This is a genomic window from Paraburkholderia sp. GAS199 (genome assembly GCF_050436585.1).
Classification (GTDB): Bacteria; Pseudomonadota; Gammaproteobacteria; order Burkholderiales; family Burkholderiaceae; genus Paraburkholderia.
Genome location: NZ_JBNDMM010000001.1, coordinates 961,537 through 978,145, shown reverse-complemented (window position 1 = coordinate 978,145; position 16,609 = coordinate 961,537). Strand labels below are relative to the sequence as shown.

General features: G+C 59.7%; 17 protein-coding genes. 11 read left to right on the top strand and 6 right to left on the bottom strand.

Annotated features, from left to right (window positions below):
* Positions 1 to 281: 281 nt before the first annotated feature.
* The gene (locus P3T18_RS04270) at positions 282 to 1,334 is read right to left on the bottom strand and encodes an AraC family transcriptional regulator (protein ID WP_429298657.1); all 1,053 of its coding nucleotides are present in this window, start codon (positions 1,332 to 1,334) and stop codon (positions 282 to 284) included.
* A 170-nt stretch (positions 1,335 to 1,504) separates the two neighbouring features.
* Between P3T18_RS04270 and P3T18_RS04265 the strand changes: the two genes are divergently transcribed.
* The 8 genes from P3T18_RS04265 to P3T18_RS04230 all read left to right on the top strand — a co-directional run bounded on the left by P3T18_RS04265 (position 1,505) and on the right by P3T18_RS04230 (position 8,993).
* Positions 1,505 to 1,648, top strand: a complete 144-nt coding sequence (locus P3T18_RS04265; RefSeq protein WP_429298656.1) for a hypothetical protein — start codon at positions 1,505 to 1,507, stop codon at positions 1,646 to 1,648.
* Positions 1,649 to 1,768: 120 nt separating this feature from the next.
* Complete coding sequence (locus tag P3T18_RS04260; RefSeq protein ID WP_429298655.1) at positions 1,769 to 2,539, top strand: enoyl-CoA hydratase/isomerase family protein; 771 nt, start codon at positions 1,769 to 1,771, stop codon at positions 2,537 to 2,539.
* Positions 2,540 to 2,541: 2 nt separating this feature from the next.
* Entirely contained in the window at positions 2,542 to 3,771 is a 1,230-nt protein-coding gene (locus P3T18_RS04255) for a CaiB/BaiF CoA transferase family protein (RefSeq protein WP_429298654.1), read from the top strand.
* 77 nt (positions 3,772 to 3,848) lie between these two features.
* Positions 3,849 to 5,174: a fumarylacetoacetase gene (fahA, locus tag P3T18_RS04250; protein ID WP_429298653.1), complete on the top strand. Its 1,326-nt coding sequence runs from the start codon at positions 3,849 to 3,851 to the stop codon at positions 5,172 to 5,174.
* A 49-nt stretch (positions 5,175 to 5,223) separates the two neighbouring features.
* Positions 5,224 to 5,598, top strand: coding sequence for a DUF485 domain-containing protein (locus P3T18_RS04245; protein WP_429298652.1), 375 nt, complete (start codon positions 5,224 to 5,226; stop codon positions 5,596 to 5,598).
* On the top strand, positions 5,591 to 7,177 hold the full coding sequence (locus P3T18_RS04240; protein WP_429298651.1) for a solute symporter family protein: 1,587 nt from the start codon (positions 5,591 to 5,593) through the stop codon (positions 7,175 to 7,177). The genes P3T18_RS04245 and P3T18_RS04240 overlap by 8 nt, the downstream gene beginning before the upstream one ends.
* A 55-nt stretch (positions 7,178 to 7,232) precedes the next feature.
* On the top strand, positions 7,233 to 7,826 hold the full coding sequence (locus P3T18_RS04235) for a DUF302 domain-containing protein (RefSeq protein ID WP_429298650.1): 594 nt from the start codon (positions 7,233 to 7,235) through the stop codon (positions 7,824 to 7,826).
* A gap of 141 nt (positions 7,827 to 7,967) precedes the next feature.
* Positions 7,968 to 8,993 (top strand): NADP-dependent oxidoreductase, encoded by a 1,026-nt coding sequence (locus P3T18_RS04230; RefSeq protein ID WP_429298649.1) that lies wholly within the window; start codon positions 7,968 to 7,970, stop codon positions 8,991 to 8,993.
* A gap of 392 nt (positions 8,994 to 9,385) precedes the next feature.
* Here P3T18_RS04230 and P3T18_RS04225 read toward each other — a convergent pair whose 3' ends face one another.
* A complete protein-coding gene (locus tag P3T18_RS04225) occupies positions 9,386 to 9,823 on the bottom strand; it encodes a tautomerase family protein (RefSeq protein ID WP_429298648.1) in 438 nt (145 codons plus the stop codon).
* Positions 9,824 to 10,541: 718 nt separating this feature from the next.
* Between P3T18_RS04225 and P3T18_RS04220 the strand changes: the two genes are divergently transcribed.
* Positions 10,542 to 11,054, top strand: coding sequence for a hypothetical protein (locus P3T18_RS04220; RefSeq protein ID WP_429298647.1), 513 nt, complete (start codon positions 10,542 to 10,544; stop codon positions 11,052 to 11,054).
* Positions 11,055 to 11,134: 80 nt separating this feature from the next.
* Here the strand turns inward: P3T18_RS04220 and P3T18_RS04215 are convergent, their stop codons facing one another.
* From P3T18_RS04215 to P3T18_RS04200, 4 genes are all read right to left on the bottom strand, one after another.
* Entirely contained in the window at positions 11,135 to 11,485 is a 351-nt protein-coding gene (locus P3T18_RS04215; RefSeq protein WP_429298646.1) for a VOC family protein, read from the bottom strand.
* Positions 11,486 to 11,853: 368 nt separating this feature from the next.
* Positions 11,854 to 12,435: a VOC family protein gene (locus P3T18_RS04210; RefSeq protein WP_429298645.1), complete on the bottom strand. Its 582-nt coding sequence runs from the start codon at positions 12,433 to 12,435 to the stop codon at positions 11,854 to 11,856.
* A 115-nt stretch (positions 12,436 to 12,550) separates the two neighbouring features.
* Positions 12,551 to 12,946, bottom strand: coding sequence for a nuclear transport factor 2 family protein (locus tag P3T18_RS04205; protein WP_429298644.1), 396 nt, complete (start codon positions 12,944 to 12,946; stop codon positions 12,551 to 12,553).
* 54 nt (positions 12,947 to 13,000) lie between these two features.
* The gene (locus P3T18_RS04200) at positions 13,001 to 13,756 is read right to left on the bottom strand and encodes an SDR family NAD(P)-dependent oxidoreductase (protein ID WP_429298643.1); all 756 of its coding nucleotides are present in this window, start codon (positions 13,754 to 13,756) and stop codon (positions 13,001 to 13,003) included.
* 142 nt (positions 13,757 to 13,898) lie between these two features.
* On the opposite strand from P3T18_RS04200, the gene P3T18_RS04195 reads away from it, so the two are divergent.
* Positions 13,899 to 14,861, top strand: a complete 963-nt coding sequence (locus P3T18_RS04195) for a LysR substrate-binding domain-containing protein (RefSeq protein ID WP_429298642.1) — start codon at positions 13,899 to 13,901, stop codon at positions 14,859 to 14,861.
* A gap of 326 nt (positions 14,862 to 15,187) precedes the next feature.
* On the top strand, positions 15,188 to 16,588 hold the full coding sequence (locus P3T18_RS04190) for an ATP-binding protein (RefSeq protein ID WP_429298641.1): 1,401 nt from the start codon (positions 15,188 to 15,190) through the stop codon (positions 16,586 to 16,588).
* Positions 16,589 to 16,609 lie beyond the last annotated feature (21 nt).

Here is a 16,609-nt window from a genome sequence, read left to right as displayed (position 1 = left end):
CCCGTAATTAGTTTACTTTATGATGATTTTTAGAGCGCGTCGTCATGGGGTATTCCCTGAATGGGGATGCCGGAGGGGGCGCAATGTGCATTAGCTGGAGTCGGGAAGCGGGGCGGGATTGTTGACTGACGGCCACTGGTGAACAAAGCTTGCGCCCCGATGGCAACCGGTCTCTCGCTCGGATCACTGCCGGGCTGACGGTCTCATGAACGCCGTGTAGAACCGGAGGCAATGAATAGATCGCGGCGATCCAACACACCGAGTGGGCACTGAACCGAACCTCACTCCTCGCTCGTCTTATCCCGGCGATACACACTCGGCGGATTGCCCGTCCATTTTCTGAAAGAGCGTCTAAAACTCGCGGCGTCGGAAAACCCGATTCTCTCGGCGACCTGCTCGATCGGAAGCCGCGTATTCTCCAGAAATTCGATGGCGAGCGATCGTCGCACATCGTTCAGCAGCGCCTGGTACGAGTAGTGATCGTCGGCCAAACGGCGATGCAAAGTTCTCAGCGACATACCGAGTTGCGCGGCCATTTGCTCCGCGGAGGGAAATTCTCCGGGCGCGTTCAGACACGCCATACGAATCCGCCGCGGCAACTCGGGAATGCCGTCGTGTTCCTCCAGAATACGATCGCACAATTGCTGGCAGATTTGAGCGGTAATCGGGTTGGCGTTTGGACAGGGACGGTCCAGTACGTTGACGTCGAAATGCCATTCCATGGAATCGGCGCCGAACTCGACCGGGCAATCGAACATTCTCTCGTAATTGCGCCAGTGCGGCGGCGCGGGGTACGCCATGACCATCCGCTTCGATGGGAATGGTGCTTCCAGCACCCAGCTGAATAACACCGTCATCGAACTGCGCCAGAACTCCGCGACGAATGGCAGCATATCGCCAAGCGACGCGAGCCCGTGGCTGCTCAGAATGCCCGTGTTGCCCACTGTGGAATAGCTGATCTGCAGAACCGCGCCAGCCATCCTGACATTCTCGACACTGAATTTCAGCGCATCTCCAAAGGTTGTGCTGCTGACCATCGCGTAGCCGTAGATGCCGAAGTCGCTAATCCGCTGACGTGCGCCCGCGAGCAATCCCACGTCGGCTCGTGTCGCCAACCGTTGCGCATTCCGATAAATCGCAATGCGTTGTCGATGTGAAATTCTCGCCTGGGAATCCTCCAACTGCCTCGCGCTAACGCCGGTACCGGCGAACAGTTTGTCGACGGACACGCCTTCGGCCGCAAGCTCGGCGGCCAACGCGGCCAAGCCTAAAAGACTCTGCGTGGGCGCGTCGAGATCGGGATGTAGCGGCGTGATTATTTTCGATGGTCGCACGATTCGTCTCACTCCAATGAGTGCTCATGCTCGCATATTTTCCCGTCGGACGTCGGCCACGTTTGGCACGTTTTGACACGGCAATTGGCAGGGTTGAACGTTGCTCCTTGTACGCCCCGCTGAGATAGTAAGCATCAACGGCGCGAGCCCAAAAATAGATGGAGACAGACGTGAAGCACTTAATCACCCCGCGCGCAGCACTAGTAACAACCCTGATCGGCGCACATTCGAACTATCTGGTTGGCGCGATCGACCCCGTTCATGTCGCGGCGCAGCACACCGCAACGATCCGCTCCGGCCCGGGTTTCACGTAACCCTTCGCGGTCGCCCGTTTCAGCCGACGTTCCCCCGCTAAAGCAGCGCCGCAGAAACCGCACGACGTCACATCGAGGCGGCGTCATTGACGCGCCTATTCGAACCTTGCAGAGAGAACCATGACCACAGTAAAAGTTGAAATGGATGGCGCAGTTGGTATCGTCGCCCTCGCCAAACCGCCGCACAACCTGATCGACGACGCGATGATCGGCGATCTGCTCGCTGCGTACCGCAACGTGATCGCCGACGGCGCTCGCGCGATCGTGCTCAAAAGCGAAATGCGGCACTTTTCCGCTGGCGCGGAGATGGCGACGTTCACCAACGGTAAGACCGCGATCCAGCACAGCGAGGAGCAACTCTTCGAATTCTTCGACGTGCTGGAAAACACCCCTGTTCCCACCATCGCTGCCGTTCACGGCGCCGCGTTGGGCGGTGGCCTCGAGCTGGCGTTGACGTGCGACATGATCGTCGCCGCAGACACCGCTTACTTTGGCCAGGTCGAAAATATCGTCGGACTCATTCCGCTGCTCGGCGGCACGCAACGGCTCGTGCAACGCGCGGGTGTGGTACGCGCCAAAGAGATTGCTCTTATCGGCCGCCGGCATTCGTCTGAATCGTTCGAACGCTGGGGCATCATCAATCACGTCGTGGCCGAAGCCGAACTCCCGACGGCTGCGCTGTCGTTCGCGCGCCAACTTGCCGCGGGACCGACCAAAGTACTAAACGGCATCAAGCGGCAGGCGAATCTCGCAGCGAGTCGCGGCGTGCACAGCGCCGACCTCGAACAGATCAACGCCAACAACACGATCTGGCAAACAGGTGATCGCGAACGCGGTTTCGCCGCGTTCTTTTCGACCGGCCCCGGAACCGCTGAATTCAAGGGAGACTGATCATGTCAGCACCGCTCCATGGCATTCGCGTGATCGACTTCACCCGTGTTCTTGCTGGTCCACACTGCACGAAAACACTGCTCGACCTTGGCGCAACCGTCACCAAGATCGAGCCGCCGTCCGGTGACATCGGACGCGTGAGCATGCCGCATATCGGTGACATGTCGCTGTACTACGTGCAGCAGAACGCCGGCAAACGCAACCTGAGTCTCGACCTCAACTTTCCCGAGGCACGCGAGATCATGACCGATATGTGTCGCGACGCGGACATCATCGTCGAGAACTTCCGGCCCGGCACGCTGGAGCGATTCGGTCTCGGTTACGAACAGGTGCGCGCGTTCAACCCGTCCGTGATCTATGCATCGCTGAGCGGCTATGGGCAATCCACCACCTGGCGAAACCGTCCCGCGTTCGCGCCGACCGTGCAGGCGGAATCGGGATTAACCGACATCGTTCAGCACCATTTTGGCGATGCGCTCACCGAAGTGCGTAACGACGCATGCAGTCACGCCGACATGTACACCGGCCTGCACGGCGTGATAGGCATCCTCGCCGCGCTTCAACATCGTGCGCGGACGGGCGAGGGACAGCACGTCGACGTGTCAATGGCGGCCACTATGTTGTCAGTCAACGAACGCGTGGGCGCGCAACTGTCTGAGATCGACACCGAAGGCGAACCCATCATTCTGTCGGCACCTGACTCGCACATTTTCGATCTGCCGGATGGCCGCCAACTCACTATCGCGGGCAGTCCGATCTATACGCCCATGTTCAATCGCTACTGCGCAATGATGCGTCGCAACGACTTGCTGAGCGACACGCGCTTCAGCACGGCTCTGCTGCGTCGGCAAAACATTGCGCATCTGCTTGCCGAAGTCCGCGCGTGGATTCTCACCTTCACCGATCTCGATCTGCTCCAGACGCAGGTGAGCGAAGGCGGCCTCGCGATCGGCGTGGTCCGCAGCGTCAACGAGTTCGCCGATTCCGAATGGGTGCAGGAATGGGGCGCGCTGGCCGACGTCGACGACCGGTCCGGCGGTACGACACGCATGCCCGGCGCACCCTGGCATTTTAGCGAGTCCGAATTGCCGCTGCCGGGCAGCCCCGCGTTTCAGGGCGAACACAACGCGGAATTGCTGGCCGAGCGCAAGCTCAGCGCCGCGTTCATTCAGGACTTGCAGGAACGCGGCATTCTTCTCAGTCGACCAAGCCCCTCGAAGCCGTTCGACTGATAACGATGCTAGCCGCGCGAACGAGCCGGCCATTCATTGGCCGACTCGCGCCACCATCCGACAAACACGAGACGAACATGCAATCGACTTTGAATCAGACTCACGATCCCTCCGTGCGCAGTTGGATCGAATCCGCGAATGCGCCTGCGGCCGACTTTCCCATCCAGAATCTGCCGTTCGCGGTACTCCGCAGAAAAAGCACCGACGAAGCGTTTCGCGGCGCGGTGGCCATCGGCGATCAGGCGCTCGATATCGCCGCGTGGGCGTCCCGCGCGCGTCTGAACGGCATCGCCGCCGACGCCTCGCAAGCATGCGGCCAGCCCGCGCTCAACGCCTTCTTCGCGATGGGGCCGTCCGCGTGGCGTGCCTTGCGGCATGCGCTATTCGCCGCGCTTCAAGAACATGCGCCATCCGACGATCGTGCGGCGGTCGAGTCGTGTCTGATTCCGCTAACGGAAGTGGAATACAGCATACCTGCGCAAATCGGCGACTATACGGATTTCTACACCTCGCTATATCACGCGACCAACATCAGCAAGTTGCTCGGTCTGAGCGGCGTGGGCGCCAACTTCAAATCGATACCCATTGCGTATCACGGCCGGGTGTCGAGCATTGGATTGAGCGGTCAGAAGTTTGTGCGCCCAGCAGGGCAGATCCTGCCTCCAGGCAGCGATACGCCGACCTTCTCGCCGTCGCTCAAGCTCGACTACGAACTCGAACTCGGCATCTACATCGGACAAGGCAACGCCAGCGGAGAACCCATCGAACTCGATCAGGCAGACAGCCGCGTGTTTGGCTTATGCCTGCTCAACGACTGGTCCGCACGCGACCTCCAGGCGTGGGAAATGCAGCCGTTGGGTCCGTTTCTCGCCAAGAACTTTGCCACCACCATTTCACCGTGGATCGTGACGATGGAAGCACTGGCGCCATTCAGGCTGCCCCTGCCGCGCCCCGACACCGACGTCAGACCCCTTCCCTACTTGGACTCCGATCGCAACAGCACATCAGGCGCGATCGATATTCAACTGGAAGTCTGGATGGAGACCGCACGTCATCGAGACGACAAGCTTCCCGCCTCACAACTGTCGCGCACCAGTTTCAGGCATCAGTACTGGAGTGTCGCCCAGATGGTCGCGCATCACACCGTAAACGGCTGCAATCTGCGCGCGGGTGACCTGCTCGGCAGTGGCACGGTGTCTGGTCCGCAGAGATCGGAAGCCGGCGCGTTGATGGAACTGGCGCGCAACGCGAGCGAACCGGTCACGCTCAGTACAGGCGAAAGGCGCAGCTACGTGGAAGACGGCGACGCCATCATTCTGCGCGGCTACTGCGAGAAACCCGGCTTCGCGCGGATCGGCTTCGGCGAAAGCCGCGGCGAGGTGCTGCCGGCCAAGGTCTGGTGATTGACCATTCAGATGTCCGTAACGGACACCATAACGGAGGAGACCCGACATGCAATCGATGGAATCAATCAATGCAGAATTCGAAAGGCAGAACGTGAAGAGAATCGGATCGTCCAGTCTGCCTCTCGTCGAAAGAACACAGATACTTGCGCGCTTCCGCAACCGTTTCGTCTGGTCCCTGCTCTATGCGTCACTGGGAATCTATTTCGGCCTGTTGATCGTCGTGCTGGAATTTCCCGACGTCATGTCGCAATCCGTCTACGGTGAACTCAACCTTGGACTGCTTGCAGTTATCGCTCAGTTCGTGCTCGTCATCGCGACTTTTTGGGGATATTGCTCCTGGGCGGAGCGTGCCTACGATCCGAAAGCGTCCGAACTTCTCCGCAACGCTTTCGCACAATCGAATGGTGACCGGCATGAATAATTTCATCAGTCATGGTGGACTCAGAATCGTAGCCTTCGTGGGATTTATCGGGCTCAGTCTCGTGCTGACCGCGTGGAGTACACGACGCTCACGCGGAACGTCCGGGTTCTTCGTGGCGGGGCGCAATCTGTCGCCGTTCCAGAACGGACTCGCGCTATCCGGAGATTTCATGTCGGCCGGATCCTTTCTCGGCGTGACGGGCCTCGTGTCGCTGTTCGGATTCGATGGCATCGTTTATCAGGTCGGCTTTATCGCCGGATGGATCATGATCATGCTGATCGTCGCCGAGCCGGTCAGGAATTGCGGCAAGTACACGCTATCCGACGTCGTCGCGCTTCGGTTGCGCAGCCGCAAAGTGCGCGCGGCCACGTCGGGCTCCTCGCTACTTATTTCACTGGCCTATTTGCTCGCGCAACTGGTCGGCGGCGGCGCGCTGGCCAGTCTGCTGCTGCCGATCGGCGCCAATGCCGCGATCGTGCTGATCGGTGTGCTCATGATCGCGTACGTGCTGTTCGGCGGCATGGTGGCGGCCACTTACGTGCAGATCGTCAAGGCCATTCTCGTGTGGTGTGCAGGTGCCGTGCTCGTCGTGCTTGCGCTCGCGTATTTTTCCTTCGACGTCGGCGCGCTGTTCCACAAGGCACGCATGTCGTCACTGCATCCCGCGCAGTATTTCGTACCGGGCGGCTACTTCAAGGATCCGCTGGATACGGTCTCACTCGCCCTGGCTCTCGTGCTTGGCACGGCTGGCCTGCCGCATGTGATGACGCGCTTCTATACGGTGCCGTCCGCCGTTGCCGCTCGAAAATCGGCGAAGATCGGACTGATGGTTATGGTGTCTTTCGCGGCCATGATGATCCTGCTCGGCTTTTCCGCCACGGCAATCGTCGGACCTGCGGCGATTCTCGCGACCAAAAGTTCGGGCAATAGCGCCATCACCTTACTCGCTACCACGCTTGGCGGCGGCGCTGGGTCGGCCGGTGGCGAACTCCTGCTCGCCTGCGTGTCGGCGATAGCATTCGCCACGATTCTCGCGGTGGTATCGGGCATCATGATCTCGTCGGCCTCGACCATCTCGCACGATATCTTCGGCCATCTCTTCGCAAGTTCCCGTGACAAGGAGCGTCGTCAGGTGGTGATTGCGAAGATTGCCACGATCGTTTTTGGCGTCGCGGCGATGGGACTCGCTTTGCTGGTCAAGACATTCAATGTCGCGTTTCTCGTCGGGCTCGCGTTCGCCATCGCAGCCAGTGCCAATCTCCCCGTGATTCTATTTTCGATGTACTGGCGGCGCTTTACGGATCGCGGCGCAGTAGCAGCGGTGCTGGCCGGCACGCTGTCCTCAATCGGCCTGGTATTGATCGGGCCTGCGGTCATCGGCGCGAAGGGCATCATTTTCAAGGACACGACGCCGCCGTTCTGGCTCTCGAATCCAGGTCTGTTCAGCATTCCCTTGGGCTTTTTCGCCGGCTGGCTCGGATCGATCACGACCCGCCGCATAGCCAGCGACGAATCTTTCGACGCCCAGCAACTGCGCATGCTGAGCGGTCTCGGCGCAGAAGCCGCATCTCAACACTGACTAAAAAAACACCACCGATTACTTACCTATCCCGTCAATCAAAGGAGACACCAGGGTGATTAACTCACGTACCGCCGTTTCGCGCATTGCATTGTCGATGGCTGGCGCCGTCGTGGTCGGCGTCAACTTGTTCTGCGCACCGGCAACGGCGGCGACAGTCGACGTGTCGGAGACGAAGATGATTGTGGATCACGTCACCCTCTCTTCCAGCAAACCCTATGCTGCGGTCAAACAGGACCTGGAGAGCCGTCTTGGCCGCCTCGACGAGCATATCCGCGCGTTGCTGAAAGAAAACCGGGTGGATGAATTGCACGCCGCACTCCAGAAAGCCGCCGGCAAGGATGGCCTCGTCATTCATTACATCGGCGTGCACGGAGACTGGCTCGTTCTGAAAGGACAGCATAAGAACGGCACGGAGTATTTCACGGGCAACATTCTGACCGCCACCGAGATGACCAGCGTCAACATGGCGGCGGGACTCTACGCGCCGCTGCGCATCATGGTCTATGAGAACGATCAGGGTGGCACGACGATTGAGTACGATAAACCGTCTACTCAACTGAGCCAGTTCCACAGCGCGGCGATCGATGTTCAGGGGCGTTCGCTTGACGAGCGGCTCGCGAAACTGTGCGCTTCAGTGTTGCAATAAGCGCATCGGCACACAATAGGACCACGCGCGCAGACAGACCGTCCGCAGCGTCGAATTGCGATTTGCGCTAAGGTATGGCGATAGTGCATTCGCGGCTGCACTCCGGGATTTCTCCATCATGTTTCGTCAAATCGACTGACTATGACCATCGCCACTTCCACGCAGGTCGTTCTGGCCTCACGTCCGACCGGACGACCCACGGTCGACAACTTCCGCATCGAGCAAGCCGCTTTGCCTGCCACGCCACCGAACGGCGTGCTGCTGCGCGTGTTGTATCTGTCGCTCGATCCGTACATGCGCGGTCGGATGGACGCGCGCAAATCGTACGCGCCTGCAGTCGAAATCGATCAGAAGATGACTGGAGAGGCTGTGGCCGAAGTCGTAGAATCCAGGCACCCTGATTATCGGGTCGGTGAACTCGTGCTGGCGCCGACCGGATGGTGCGACTACGCGGTCATCGACGCGACCGGATTGCGCAAGGTCGATCCCGCACTGTCGTCGCCCTCGGCAAGACTCGGCGTCCTCGGCATGCCCGGATTCACCGCGTATTCTGGCCTGATGTTGATCGGCCAGCCCAAGGCTGGCGACACAGTCGTGGTGGCCGCCGCAAGCGGCCCTGTTGGCTCCCTCGTCGGACAACTTGCCCAAATGGCGGGCGCACGCGCAATCGGCATCGCGGGGGGCGCGGACAAATGCCGTTACGTGAAGGACGAACTCGGCTTCGACGCCGCGATCGATCATCGTGCACCCGACATGGCCGACCAGTTGGCGGCAGCTTGTCCAGGCGGAATCGACGTGTACTTCGAGAATGTCGGCGGCAAGATCTGGCAGGCAGTGCTACCGTTGTTGAATCGCTTCGCGCGCGTCCCGGTCTGCGGGCTAATCGCTCAATACAGCGGTGCAGACGAAAACGTCGACGATCGCCTCTCCGTCACGATGCGGCAAATACTCACGAAAAGCCTGCTGGTAAGAGGTTTTATCAATTACGAATTCGCCGATGAGCACTATCCCGAGTTCCTGCGCGTCATATCGGACGGTATCCGCGCAGGACGCATTCTTCATAAGGAGGATGTTGTCGAGGGTTTGGAAAAGGCTCCGGAAGCGTTTCTGGGAATGCTGGAAGGAAAAAATTTTGGCAAGGTGGTGGTACGGGTGGCGACAGCGTGACGCGGTAGATCGTATCCGGACTGAGGCACGCTCTTACTTTAATCAACTTGACCTATCTCGCTGCCCGGTGATAACGCCAACCGTCTACAGCGTGTCTACGATTCCTACGACCGTAGATCTTTCTGACTCAACTCCTGCCACACGACACTTGGCCGCGCCTGACGTCACCGAGGCTTGGCCGAGGGTCGAGCGCCGCAGCCGGTGCGCCCTCTCCCCGGCCCAGTCCTGAAGCGTCTGCCAGGACGTCGTCACGTGCCCGCTGGAAGCCATTCTCGGCACGAACTCGCGTCTACCGACGGCACCACCCATTTCAGCAGTGGAATAAGCAATTCATCGTATCGATCGACAAATGTATTAATAATTCACCCGTCAATCCTCAGTCAGCAAACGTTTTAACCAATACCGAGCAGATAATCACGATCTTCCGACGACATAGCTTCGAGCCATTGCGACTCGGCACCCGGCTCCGGAAGCACTCGCCCAAACTCCACCATCTGCGAAGGCACGAGGTCGGAAAGGTACACCCAAACACAGCGCTTCTCCGTTTCAGCGGCCGCTCCTACCGCGTCGACAATGGCGCTCAACAATTGCTGCTTCTGTTCCGCAGTACGCCCAGCTCGAATGTGTCCATGCACGAATATCTGGTCGCATTTCAATGGCGCTCCGCCCAGGAAGTGATCCCCTTCGGGCACTTCCCGGAAAATCACCTGTGCGAAAAATTTCTGCGCTCCTGTCGCATTGCTGTGCGCTCGGGTTATGCCCGATGCAATCTGTTGCTTTGCATCCTTGCTCAAGCGGCCGGCAGCGGCTTCCACGGTATAGGTAGGCACGTCAGTCTCCTGAAACGTCGATTGTATATACATCCAAATCCACGCATCTGGCGCTTAATAAACGTTGCTCGTATCGCGCCTGATAGCCGTGATCGGGGGAAGATGTAGATGCATCTACATCTTATTTGATCCCTTGCTCATCTCATAGCACGCGTTAACCCGCAGATATCGCTTCATGCGCATGTCTGCGCCAACTTCGAGGCCGCTGCGACGATATCTGCCGCAAAGGGTCAGTTTCAGCTAACTCGATGGCAAGCGCCTCTGTTCGCCGTCCCATTTCCTGCCGGCTCCGCGTACTGAATCTAATTCGAATGACATCATGATCCTGCCCCAGGACCAAACGCCATGCGCCAAAGTCTGCCAATAACTGACCATTGGAGTGCCGCGGCCGCAAGTTGGTTGAATGAGCGGCACGGACCGCAAGCTGTCCGATGTCCGGTATGCGAACAGCACGCACATCGAGCCACTATCGACTATGTGAGCAACAGTACCGATCGCCCGTAAATGGTCGGCTAGCGTCAATGTCTTTGGGACGGCAATCGCCACGGGCGCAGCTTCTCATGCAAAAGCCACTAAGCGACCCTGAGACGACGTTAGGCTCATAAAGACGCGTGGCCTGTATTCGCATGTAGCAGTGCGCTCCAGCAACGTATTCCTCCGGTATGCTTCGAGAAAGGCTCCCTTGCCGATTCGCTGACACTAAACTCATCGATACAAAATGCAACCAGGCAAAGCGCAAACGGAAGCCTCTGCTGGACGAATACTCGTCGGCTACCTTGTGAGCGTGACAATCGGGACCGCGGTGTTCGTGCTCACGTCCATGCTGAGCAATGTCACCGGTTTTGAGAGCGCGACAAATAATTCGGTCGGGTTGAAGACGGCTCATTTCTCCGTCATGTTGTTGCTGATGTTCTTCCCAACGTGGATGTTTGCCTTCGGAGTGACTGCGCTGCCGTGTGCCGCTTTGTCCTGGATCGCCTGGACGTTCAGGATCCGTAGCTGGTTGTTTTACTTACTGGCAGGCGTTGCCATTGGAGTGCTGGCTGTTCTGGCTTACGTTAAATTCTTCAACTCATTTCACTGGTACACCGATCCACCAGACGAGAAGAATACGACCTGGTTGCAGGGTCTACTTGGCGTGGGGCGGTTTCTCGTTCCGGCCGGCGCAACCGCCGGTATGTTTTTCTGGTGGGTCGCGGGCCGATATTATCGTTCGACTGATACGAGGTAGCTTCCGAGTTGCAAGTCATCGGAGGCGCTCCAAGCCAGACGCTCAATCGCCTTCGATGCCAGAAAATCCGCGGACAACGCTCAGGTGTGCGCAAGAACATTAACCACCTTATCGAATGGGTCGCGAACGAAGAAGCGACGGACGCCCCACGGTTCGTCGATCGGACCATATTCGACGGCAAAACCCGCAGCCTTGAAGAGTTCATGTGCTGCGTCCACATCGTCCACTTCGATCGACAGGTCGGGAACGGGGGTGCCGGAGCCGCCTTCGGCGGCAAAGCTCACCTGAATTGTCATCTCGGTCTGAGAGCCGTAGGTCTGGATCCACCCATGGTCCATCAAAAGCTCGAGGCCGAGAATGTCCTGATAAAACGCCCGGGCCCGATTGAGATCGAGCGCCTTGAAGTTGGCAACGACACGTTTAACTTGCACGTTTGACTCCTTCCAGCACGGCGCTACGACGCTCGCGGCGGACGGTAATAGTGAAAGGCCGCTCACTGTCGATCTTTTGCCCGACACGGCCGCAGTCTAATTCATCGTTCCGTCAAAGCGAAGCATCTGATACCAACGTGGCTTTGAGACCAAAGTCCACAGTCAACGTAGCATGCTCCTTTGAATCGCGCCATCCTGTCCAATTGTACTTTCACGCACGCAACGCAGCTTTGAGCGGCGGAAATATCTTCTCGCCGCCCTGACTCCAGTCAATCGCACTACCTGGTTGAAACGCTCCAATTCGCCATCGTCCGAACACTTGTATTCAACGGCGTGGCCACCGCCACCCCATTTTCTTCCCGCTTCCTCTAAACGGAGTGCGGCGCGAAAACGAGTTCTAGTTGTGAGCCCCACGGCGTGAGGAAGTAAAACCAACGCTCGCCGTCGGGCAGCGTGACCGGATCGTTGAGAATCCGAAGCCCACGCGCTTTCAGAACCGCGAGGCTGTGATCGAGATCGACGGTCTTCAACGCAATATGCGTTTCCGCCGCGTCTTCCTCATGCGGTAGTGCGCGCGACACGTCCGGTCCCGAGTACTGGAACAGTTCGATCTTCGAGCCGTCGCGCAGTTGCATCATCACGATGCGATCGATCTCGCTCGTATGACGCCAGTTGAAACTGTCTTTCCACGCATCGGGAATCTTGCCGGGGCGCATGTCTGATACGACGCGAGCACCGAGCAGGTCCGCGAAAAATGCTGACGCCGCATCGACGTCCGGCACGTTGATGCCGACGTGATCGACGCCGGCTACATTGAGTTGCCGCGCCTGCGTCGTGGCCGCATTCGGATTAAGCGGCGCCTGGTCTGCCGCCCGTGCGGGCAGCGAGGCCATCGCTGTGGCAACGAACGAAGCCGCAGCAATGGCGCGATAAAGTGTGTTCTTCTTCACGACTGATTCTCTTCAAACGGATAAAAGGTACGGCATTCGACATCCGCGCAAGGCACGGCGCGCGTTCGGCCAGTCACACATGACTGCCGTGCACGCGCCGTGCGCGCGACTCCTGTCAGTCCGGGCTGAACGCCTTCTGCGCGGCGACCGTATCGAGCGATTCGCGCAGCAGCTTGATCTTGCCGTTTTCGGCGACCAGTCTGCCCGCGTACATCTGCTTGTAGACCTTGCCCGTGGACGGCACCAGCGCTTCCACTTCGTATTCGCCGAACGCCTGCTCCGGCAGGTCAATCAGAATGCGCACGTTGCGGAACGCAAAGTCGGGCACCTTGTTCAGCAGACCGGCGATGAATCGCTCGATCGCTTCCGGCCCCTGCGCGCCGGTCGTCGGTCCGAGGCTGCTCAGGTACGGCAGTTCGAGGATGCCGTCTTCGGCGAACAGCGCTGCGGCGGCGTGCGGGTCGCGGATCGATTGCAGGTACTGATTCAGTAGAGCGACTGCGGTATCCATGGTCATTTCTCCTTGTTCATTTCGGTTGCTTCGACGATGCGTGACGAGCGCGCGTCAGACCTGCGCCTGTCCGCCATCGGCGGTGATTTCCGCGCCATTGATGAAGCTCGAATCGTCCGACGCGAGGAACGTCACGACCTTGGCGATTTCCGATGGCTCGGCAAGCCGGCCTATCGGCACGAGCGAACTCAGGTAGGCGAGCAGGCCGTTCTGACCTTCCTGCGTCGCGCCGCCGAGTTCGGCCAGACCGATCGTGCGGGTCGAGCCGGGGCTAACGACGTTCACGCGAATCCCGCGATCCTTCAGATCGAGCACCCAACTGCGTGCCAGCGCGCGAACCGCGGCTTTCGACGCGCTGTAGATGCTGAACGCCTGCGTGCCCGTCGAACCGGCGATCGAGCCGGTCAGGATGATCGAACCGCCCTTCTGCATCAGCGGCAGCGCCTTCTGCACCGTGAACACAACCGCGCGCACATTGCGGTTGAACGTATCGTCGAAGTGCTGCTCCGAGATGTCGCCGAGCGGAGCCATCGTGCCGCCGCCCGCGTTGGTGTAGAGGATGTCGAGCCGCCCCTGTTCCGCGCGGATCGTGGCGAACAGCGCGTCGAGATCGCTCGCGTTCGTCACGTCGCCCTGCACGCCTTTCGCGCCGTGACCGATGACCGCCACCGCCTTCTGCAATTCGGCTTCGCGACGGCCTGTGAGATACACCATCGCGCCTTCGGCTGCCAGATCTTGTGCCGCGGCGAGACCGATGCCACTCGTACCGCCGGTCACCAGGGCTACCTTGCCTTCAAGTCGTTTGCTCATGATTGACTCCGTGTGTGTTGAGAGGTGATGTCGAGACAATAAATGTCGGTGAGACGCAGAAAAACACTGAAATCGTCAAATCATTTTCCACATGGGTGGATAATCGCTAGACTGACGGCTCATAAGCCATGGAGAACAGCCAATGGACCAGCTACTCGCATTGCGCGTCTTCGTGCGAATCGCCGATTCGGGCGGCTTCGGCAAAGCGGCCGACAGCCTGGACGTGCCGCGCGCCACGGTGTCGAAACTGATCCAGGAACTGGAGACGCATCTGCGCGTGAAGTTGTTCCAGCGCTCCACCCGCCGCGTGGTCGTGACGGACGAAGGCCAGACCTACTACCAGCACGCCGTCAAGCTGCTTGCCGATATCGACGAAATGGACGGGCTGTTCGCCGACTCGCGCGGCAATCCACGTGGCCGGGTGCGCGTCGATATCGGTTCGTCGCTCGCCAACCTGATCGTGCTGCCGCATCTGCCCGCGTTCCGCAGGCGCCATCCAGAGATCCAACTCGACATCGGCGTGAGCGACCGTCACGTCGATCTGATCGGCGAAGGCGTCGACTGCGTGATTCGTGGCGGCGAGCTGACGGATACCTCGCTGGTCGCACGCCGCATCGCGAGCCTCGAATGGGGTACGTATGCCGGCTCGGCTTATCTCGCCGAACGCGGCACGCCTGCTCACCCGGACGACCTGCTCGCCCACCATGACGTCGTGGGCTATTTCTCGTCACTGACGGGACGCGCGTTTCCTCTGTTGTTCGGCCACGGCGAAGAGCACCTTTCGCTCGACCCACGGGCAGCGCGTGGCGTGTTCGTCAACGAGAGCACCGCACATCTGACCTCGCTCGTCAGCGGGCTAGGTATCGGGCAGACGTTTTCATTCATGGCCGAGCCGTGGCTGCAAAGCGGCGATCTCGTCCAGGTGTTGCCAGAGTGGACTCGGCCCGCGCATCCACTGCACGTCGTATTCGCGAAGTCGAAATACAACAGTGCGCGACTGCGTGTGTTCGTCGACTGGCTGATCGGTATCTTCGAGCCGTTTGACAGCGCGCCGCCCGCGGCAGCCCTGACCTCACCTGTAAAGACGGGCCACACGGCCCGCTGATCCGGTTGCTGCGAGTATCCCGAGGATTCGCCTTAATTTCCTTGCCAGAATATGAATGGTTATTAAAACCGCCACGAATCCGGCAAATTGGACTTACAAAGTCACATTGGCGGGTCATAATGCGATGCCTGTCATGCGCTCCGCATGGGATGCATGGCCTTCATTAGCGTGACGGCATCCCGCAGGCGCCAGTCTTGGTCGGGCATTCTGGGCCGCCACGTGCGGTCGCTGATGCAGCGTTTTCGACGCTGTAGCACGCGAAACATGTATGCCTTCTCTCGCCCCGCGCTTGCGGGTGTTCAACGCCCATTGTCGAGATTGCCCTGATGAAAATCGGCGAACTTGAAGTCTTGCGCGAATCGCGGCAACTGCTCAGGGACGGCGTCGCGGTGCGCATGAGCAGTCGGGCCTTCGACCTGCTGCAAGTACTGCTCGACGCGGAAGGCGCAATCGTTCCGACTGAGGAAATCCTGCAAAAGGTCTGGCCCGCGACGGTCGTCGAAGAAAACAACATTCAGGTTCATATCTGCACGTTGAGGCGTGTGCTCGGTGAGCACCGGCACCTGATTCAGACCGTCTCCGGGCGCGGTTACCGGATGTCCAGGCCACGTGTGGTGGCGGCGGAAGCGGTGCTCATGGTTAATACGCCATCAGAAGCCGGCACCGCTGCGAGCTTCCCGTTGCCGCATGCACTGGGTCCGCTGGTGGGCCGCGAGCGCTGCGTGGAGAGGGTGCTGACGAGTCTCCACAACAGCGGCTCGGTCGTCACGCTGACCGGGCCGGCGGGCGTCGGCAAATCGCGGCTTGCGATCGAAGTGGCGCATCGTCTCGGCGCCTCCTCCGAGTCTTCCGCCGGCTACCTGTCGTTAGCCGAGCAGCCGGATCAAGCGAATCAGCGCTGGGCTTACAACCTGATCGGCGCGGCGCTGGAAGCCCTTGGCGACATGCTGGACGCGCGCAACGCCACCAGCGGAATGCGCGGCATGCTCGTGATCGACAATGCCGACCTGCAGGCCGAAGCCGTCGCCCAGGCGCTGTCCGACAGCACGGTGTTCCGGCTGCAGACCGGTATCGTTGTGATCGTGACGAGCCGCACGCCATTGAAGGTGTCGATGGAAACCGTGATCCAGTTGCCGTCGCTGCTCGCGGTCGCGGCACCGGGTGAAGACAGCGCAGCGTTGCAAATGTTCGTCTCGCGGGTGCGAGTGCTGGATCCGCAAATCGAGATCACCGAGAGCTTCCTGCGCAGCGCCCAGGCGCTCGTCGAAGAGATGGATGGACTGCCGCTCGCGATCGAGCTGGCGGCTTATCACACGTCGTTGCTCGGCATCGACTCGGTGAGGCATCTGCTGCAACAGAACGTCGACCTGCCGGGTCGCCGGATGCGGCGGATGGCCGAAAGCCGGCACGAGTCGCTCGGTGCCGCATTGATGTGGACGTGGCGCAATCTCGCACCGTCGCGTCAGACCATTCTGGCCGGACTGATCGACAGCGGCACCGACGCGGATCTGCGCGAACTGAGCGGCATTGCCGAACGCTCGGGTCTGTCGCTCGAAGACACGCTGGACGCGGTCAGCGGTCTGGTCGACAGTTCGTTCATTTTTCGCAAATACCGGGGCACGTCCGTCAGCTACACCATTCCCAATACCGTGCGCCGCTTTCTGCGCCAGCATAAACCGGCCAATCCTGCGAGCCGGCCGATTATTGAATCAATTTGTTCCTGCTAGGATTGCCAGCGTCATTAGTGC

What these genes read in the sequence shown, in the direction of transcription:
- fahA (WP_429298653.1), top strand. Translation starts at nt 3,849, where the DNA reads ATGCAATCGACTTTGAATCAGACTCACGATCCCTCCGTGCGCAGTTGG.
- P3T18_RS04205 (WP_429298644.1), bottom strand. Translation starts at nt 12,946, where the DNA reads ATGGATACCGCAGTCGCTCTACTGAATCAGTACCTGCAATCGATCCGC.
- P3T18_RS04190 (WP_429298641.1), top strand. Translation starts at nt 15,188, where the DNA reads ATGAAAATCGGCGAACTTGAAGTCTTGCGCGAATCGCGGCAACTGCTC.
- P3T18_RS04195 (WP_429298642.1), top strand. Translation starts at nt 13,899, where the DNA reads ATGGACCAGCTACTCGCATTGCGCGTCTTCGTGCGAATCGCCGATTCG.
- P3T18_RS04260 (WP_429298655.1), top strand. Translation starts at nt 1,769, where the DNA reads ATGACCACAGTAAAAGTTGAAATGGATGGCGCAGTTGGTATCGTCGCC.
- P3T18_RS04200 (WP_429298643.1), bottom strand. Translation starts at nt 13,756, where the DNA reads ATGAGCAAACGACTTGAAGGCAAGGTAGCCCTGGTGACCGGCGGTACG.
- P3T18_RS04230 (WP_429298649.1), top strand. Translation starts at nt 7,968, where the DNA reads ATGACCATCGCCACTTCCACGCAGGTCGTTCTGGCCTCACGTCCGACC.
- P3T18_RS04245 (WP_429298652.1), top strand. Translation starts at nt 5,224, where the DNA reads ATGCAATCGATGGAATCAATCAATGCAGAATTCGAAAGGCAGAACGTG.
- P3T18_RS04220 (WP_429298647.1), top strand. Translation starts at nt 10,542, where the DNA reads ATGCAACCAGGCAAAGCGCAAACGGAAGCCTCTGCTGGACGAATACTC.
- P3T18_RS04240 (WP_429298651.1), top strand. Translation starts at nt 5,591, where the DNA reads ATGAATAATTTCATCAGTCATGGTGGACTCAGAATCGTAGCCTTCGTG.
- P3T18_RS04255 (WP_429298654.1), top strand. Translation starts at nt 2,542, where the DNA reads ATGTCAGCACCGCTCCATGGCATTCGCGTGATCGACTTCACCCGTGTT.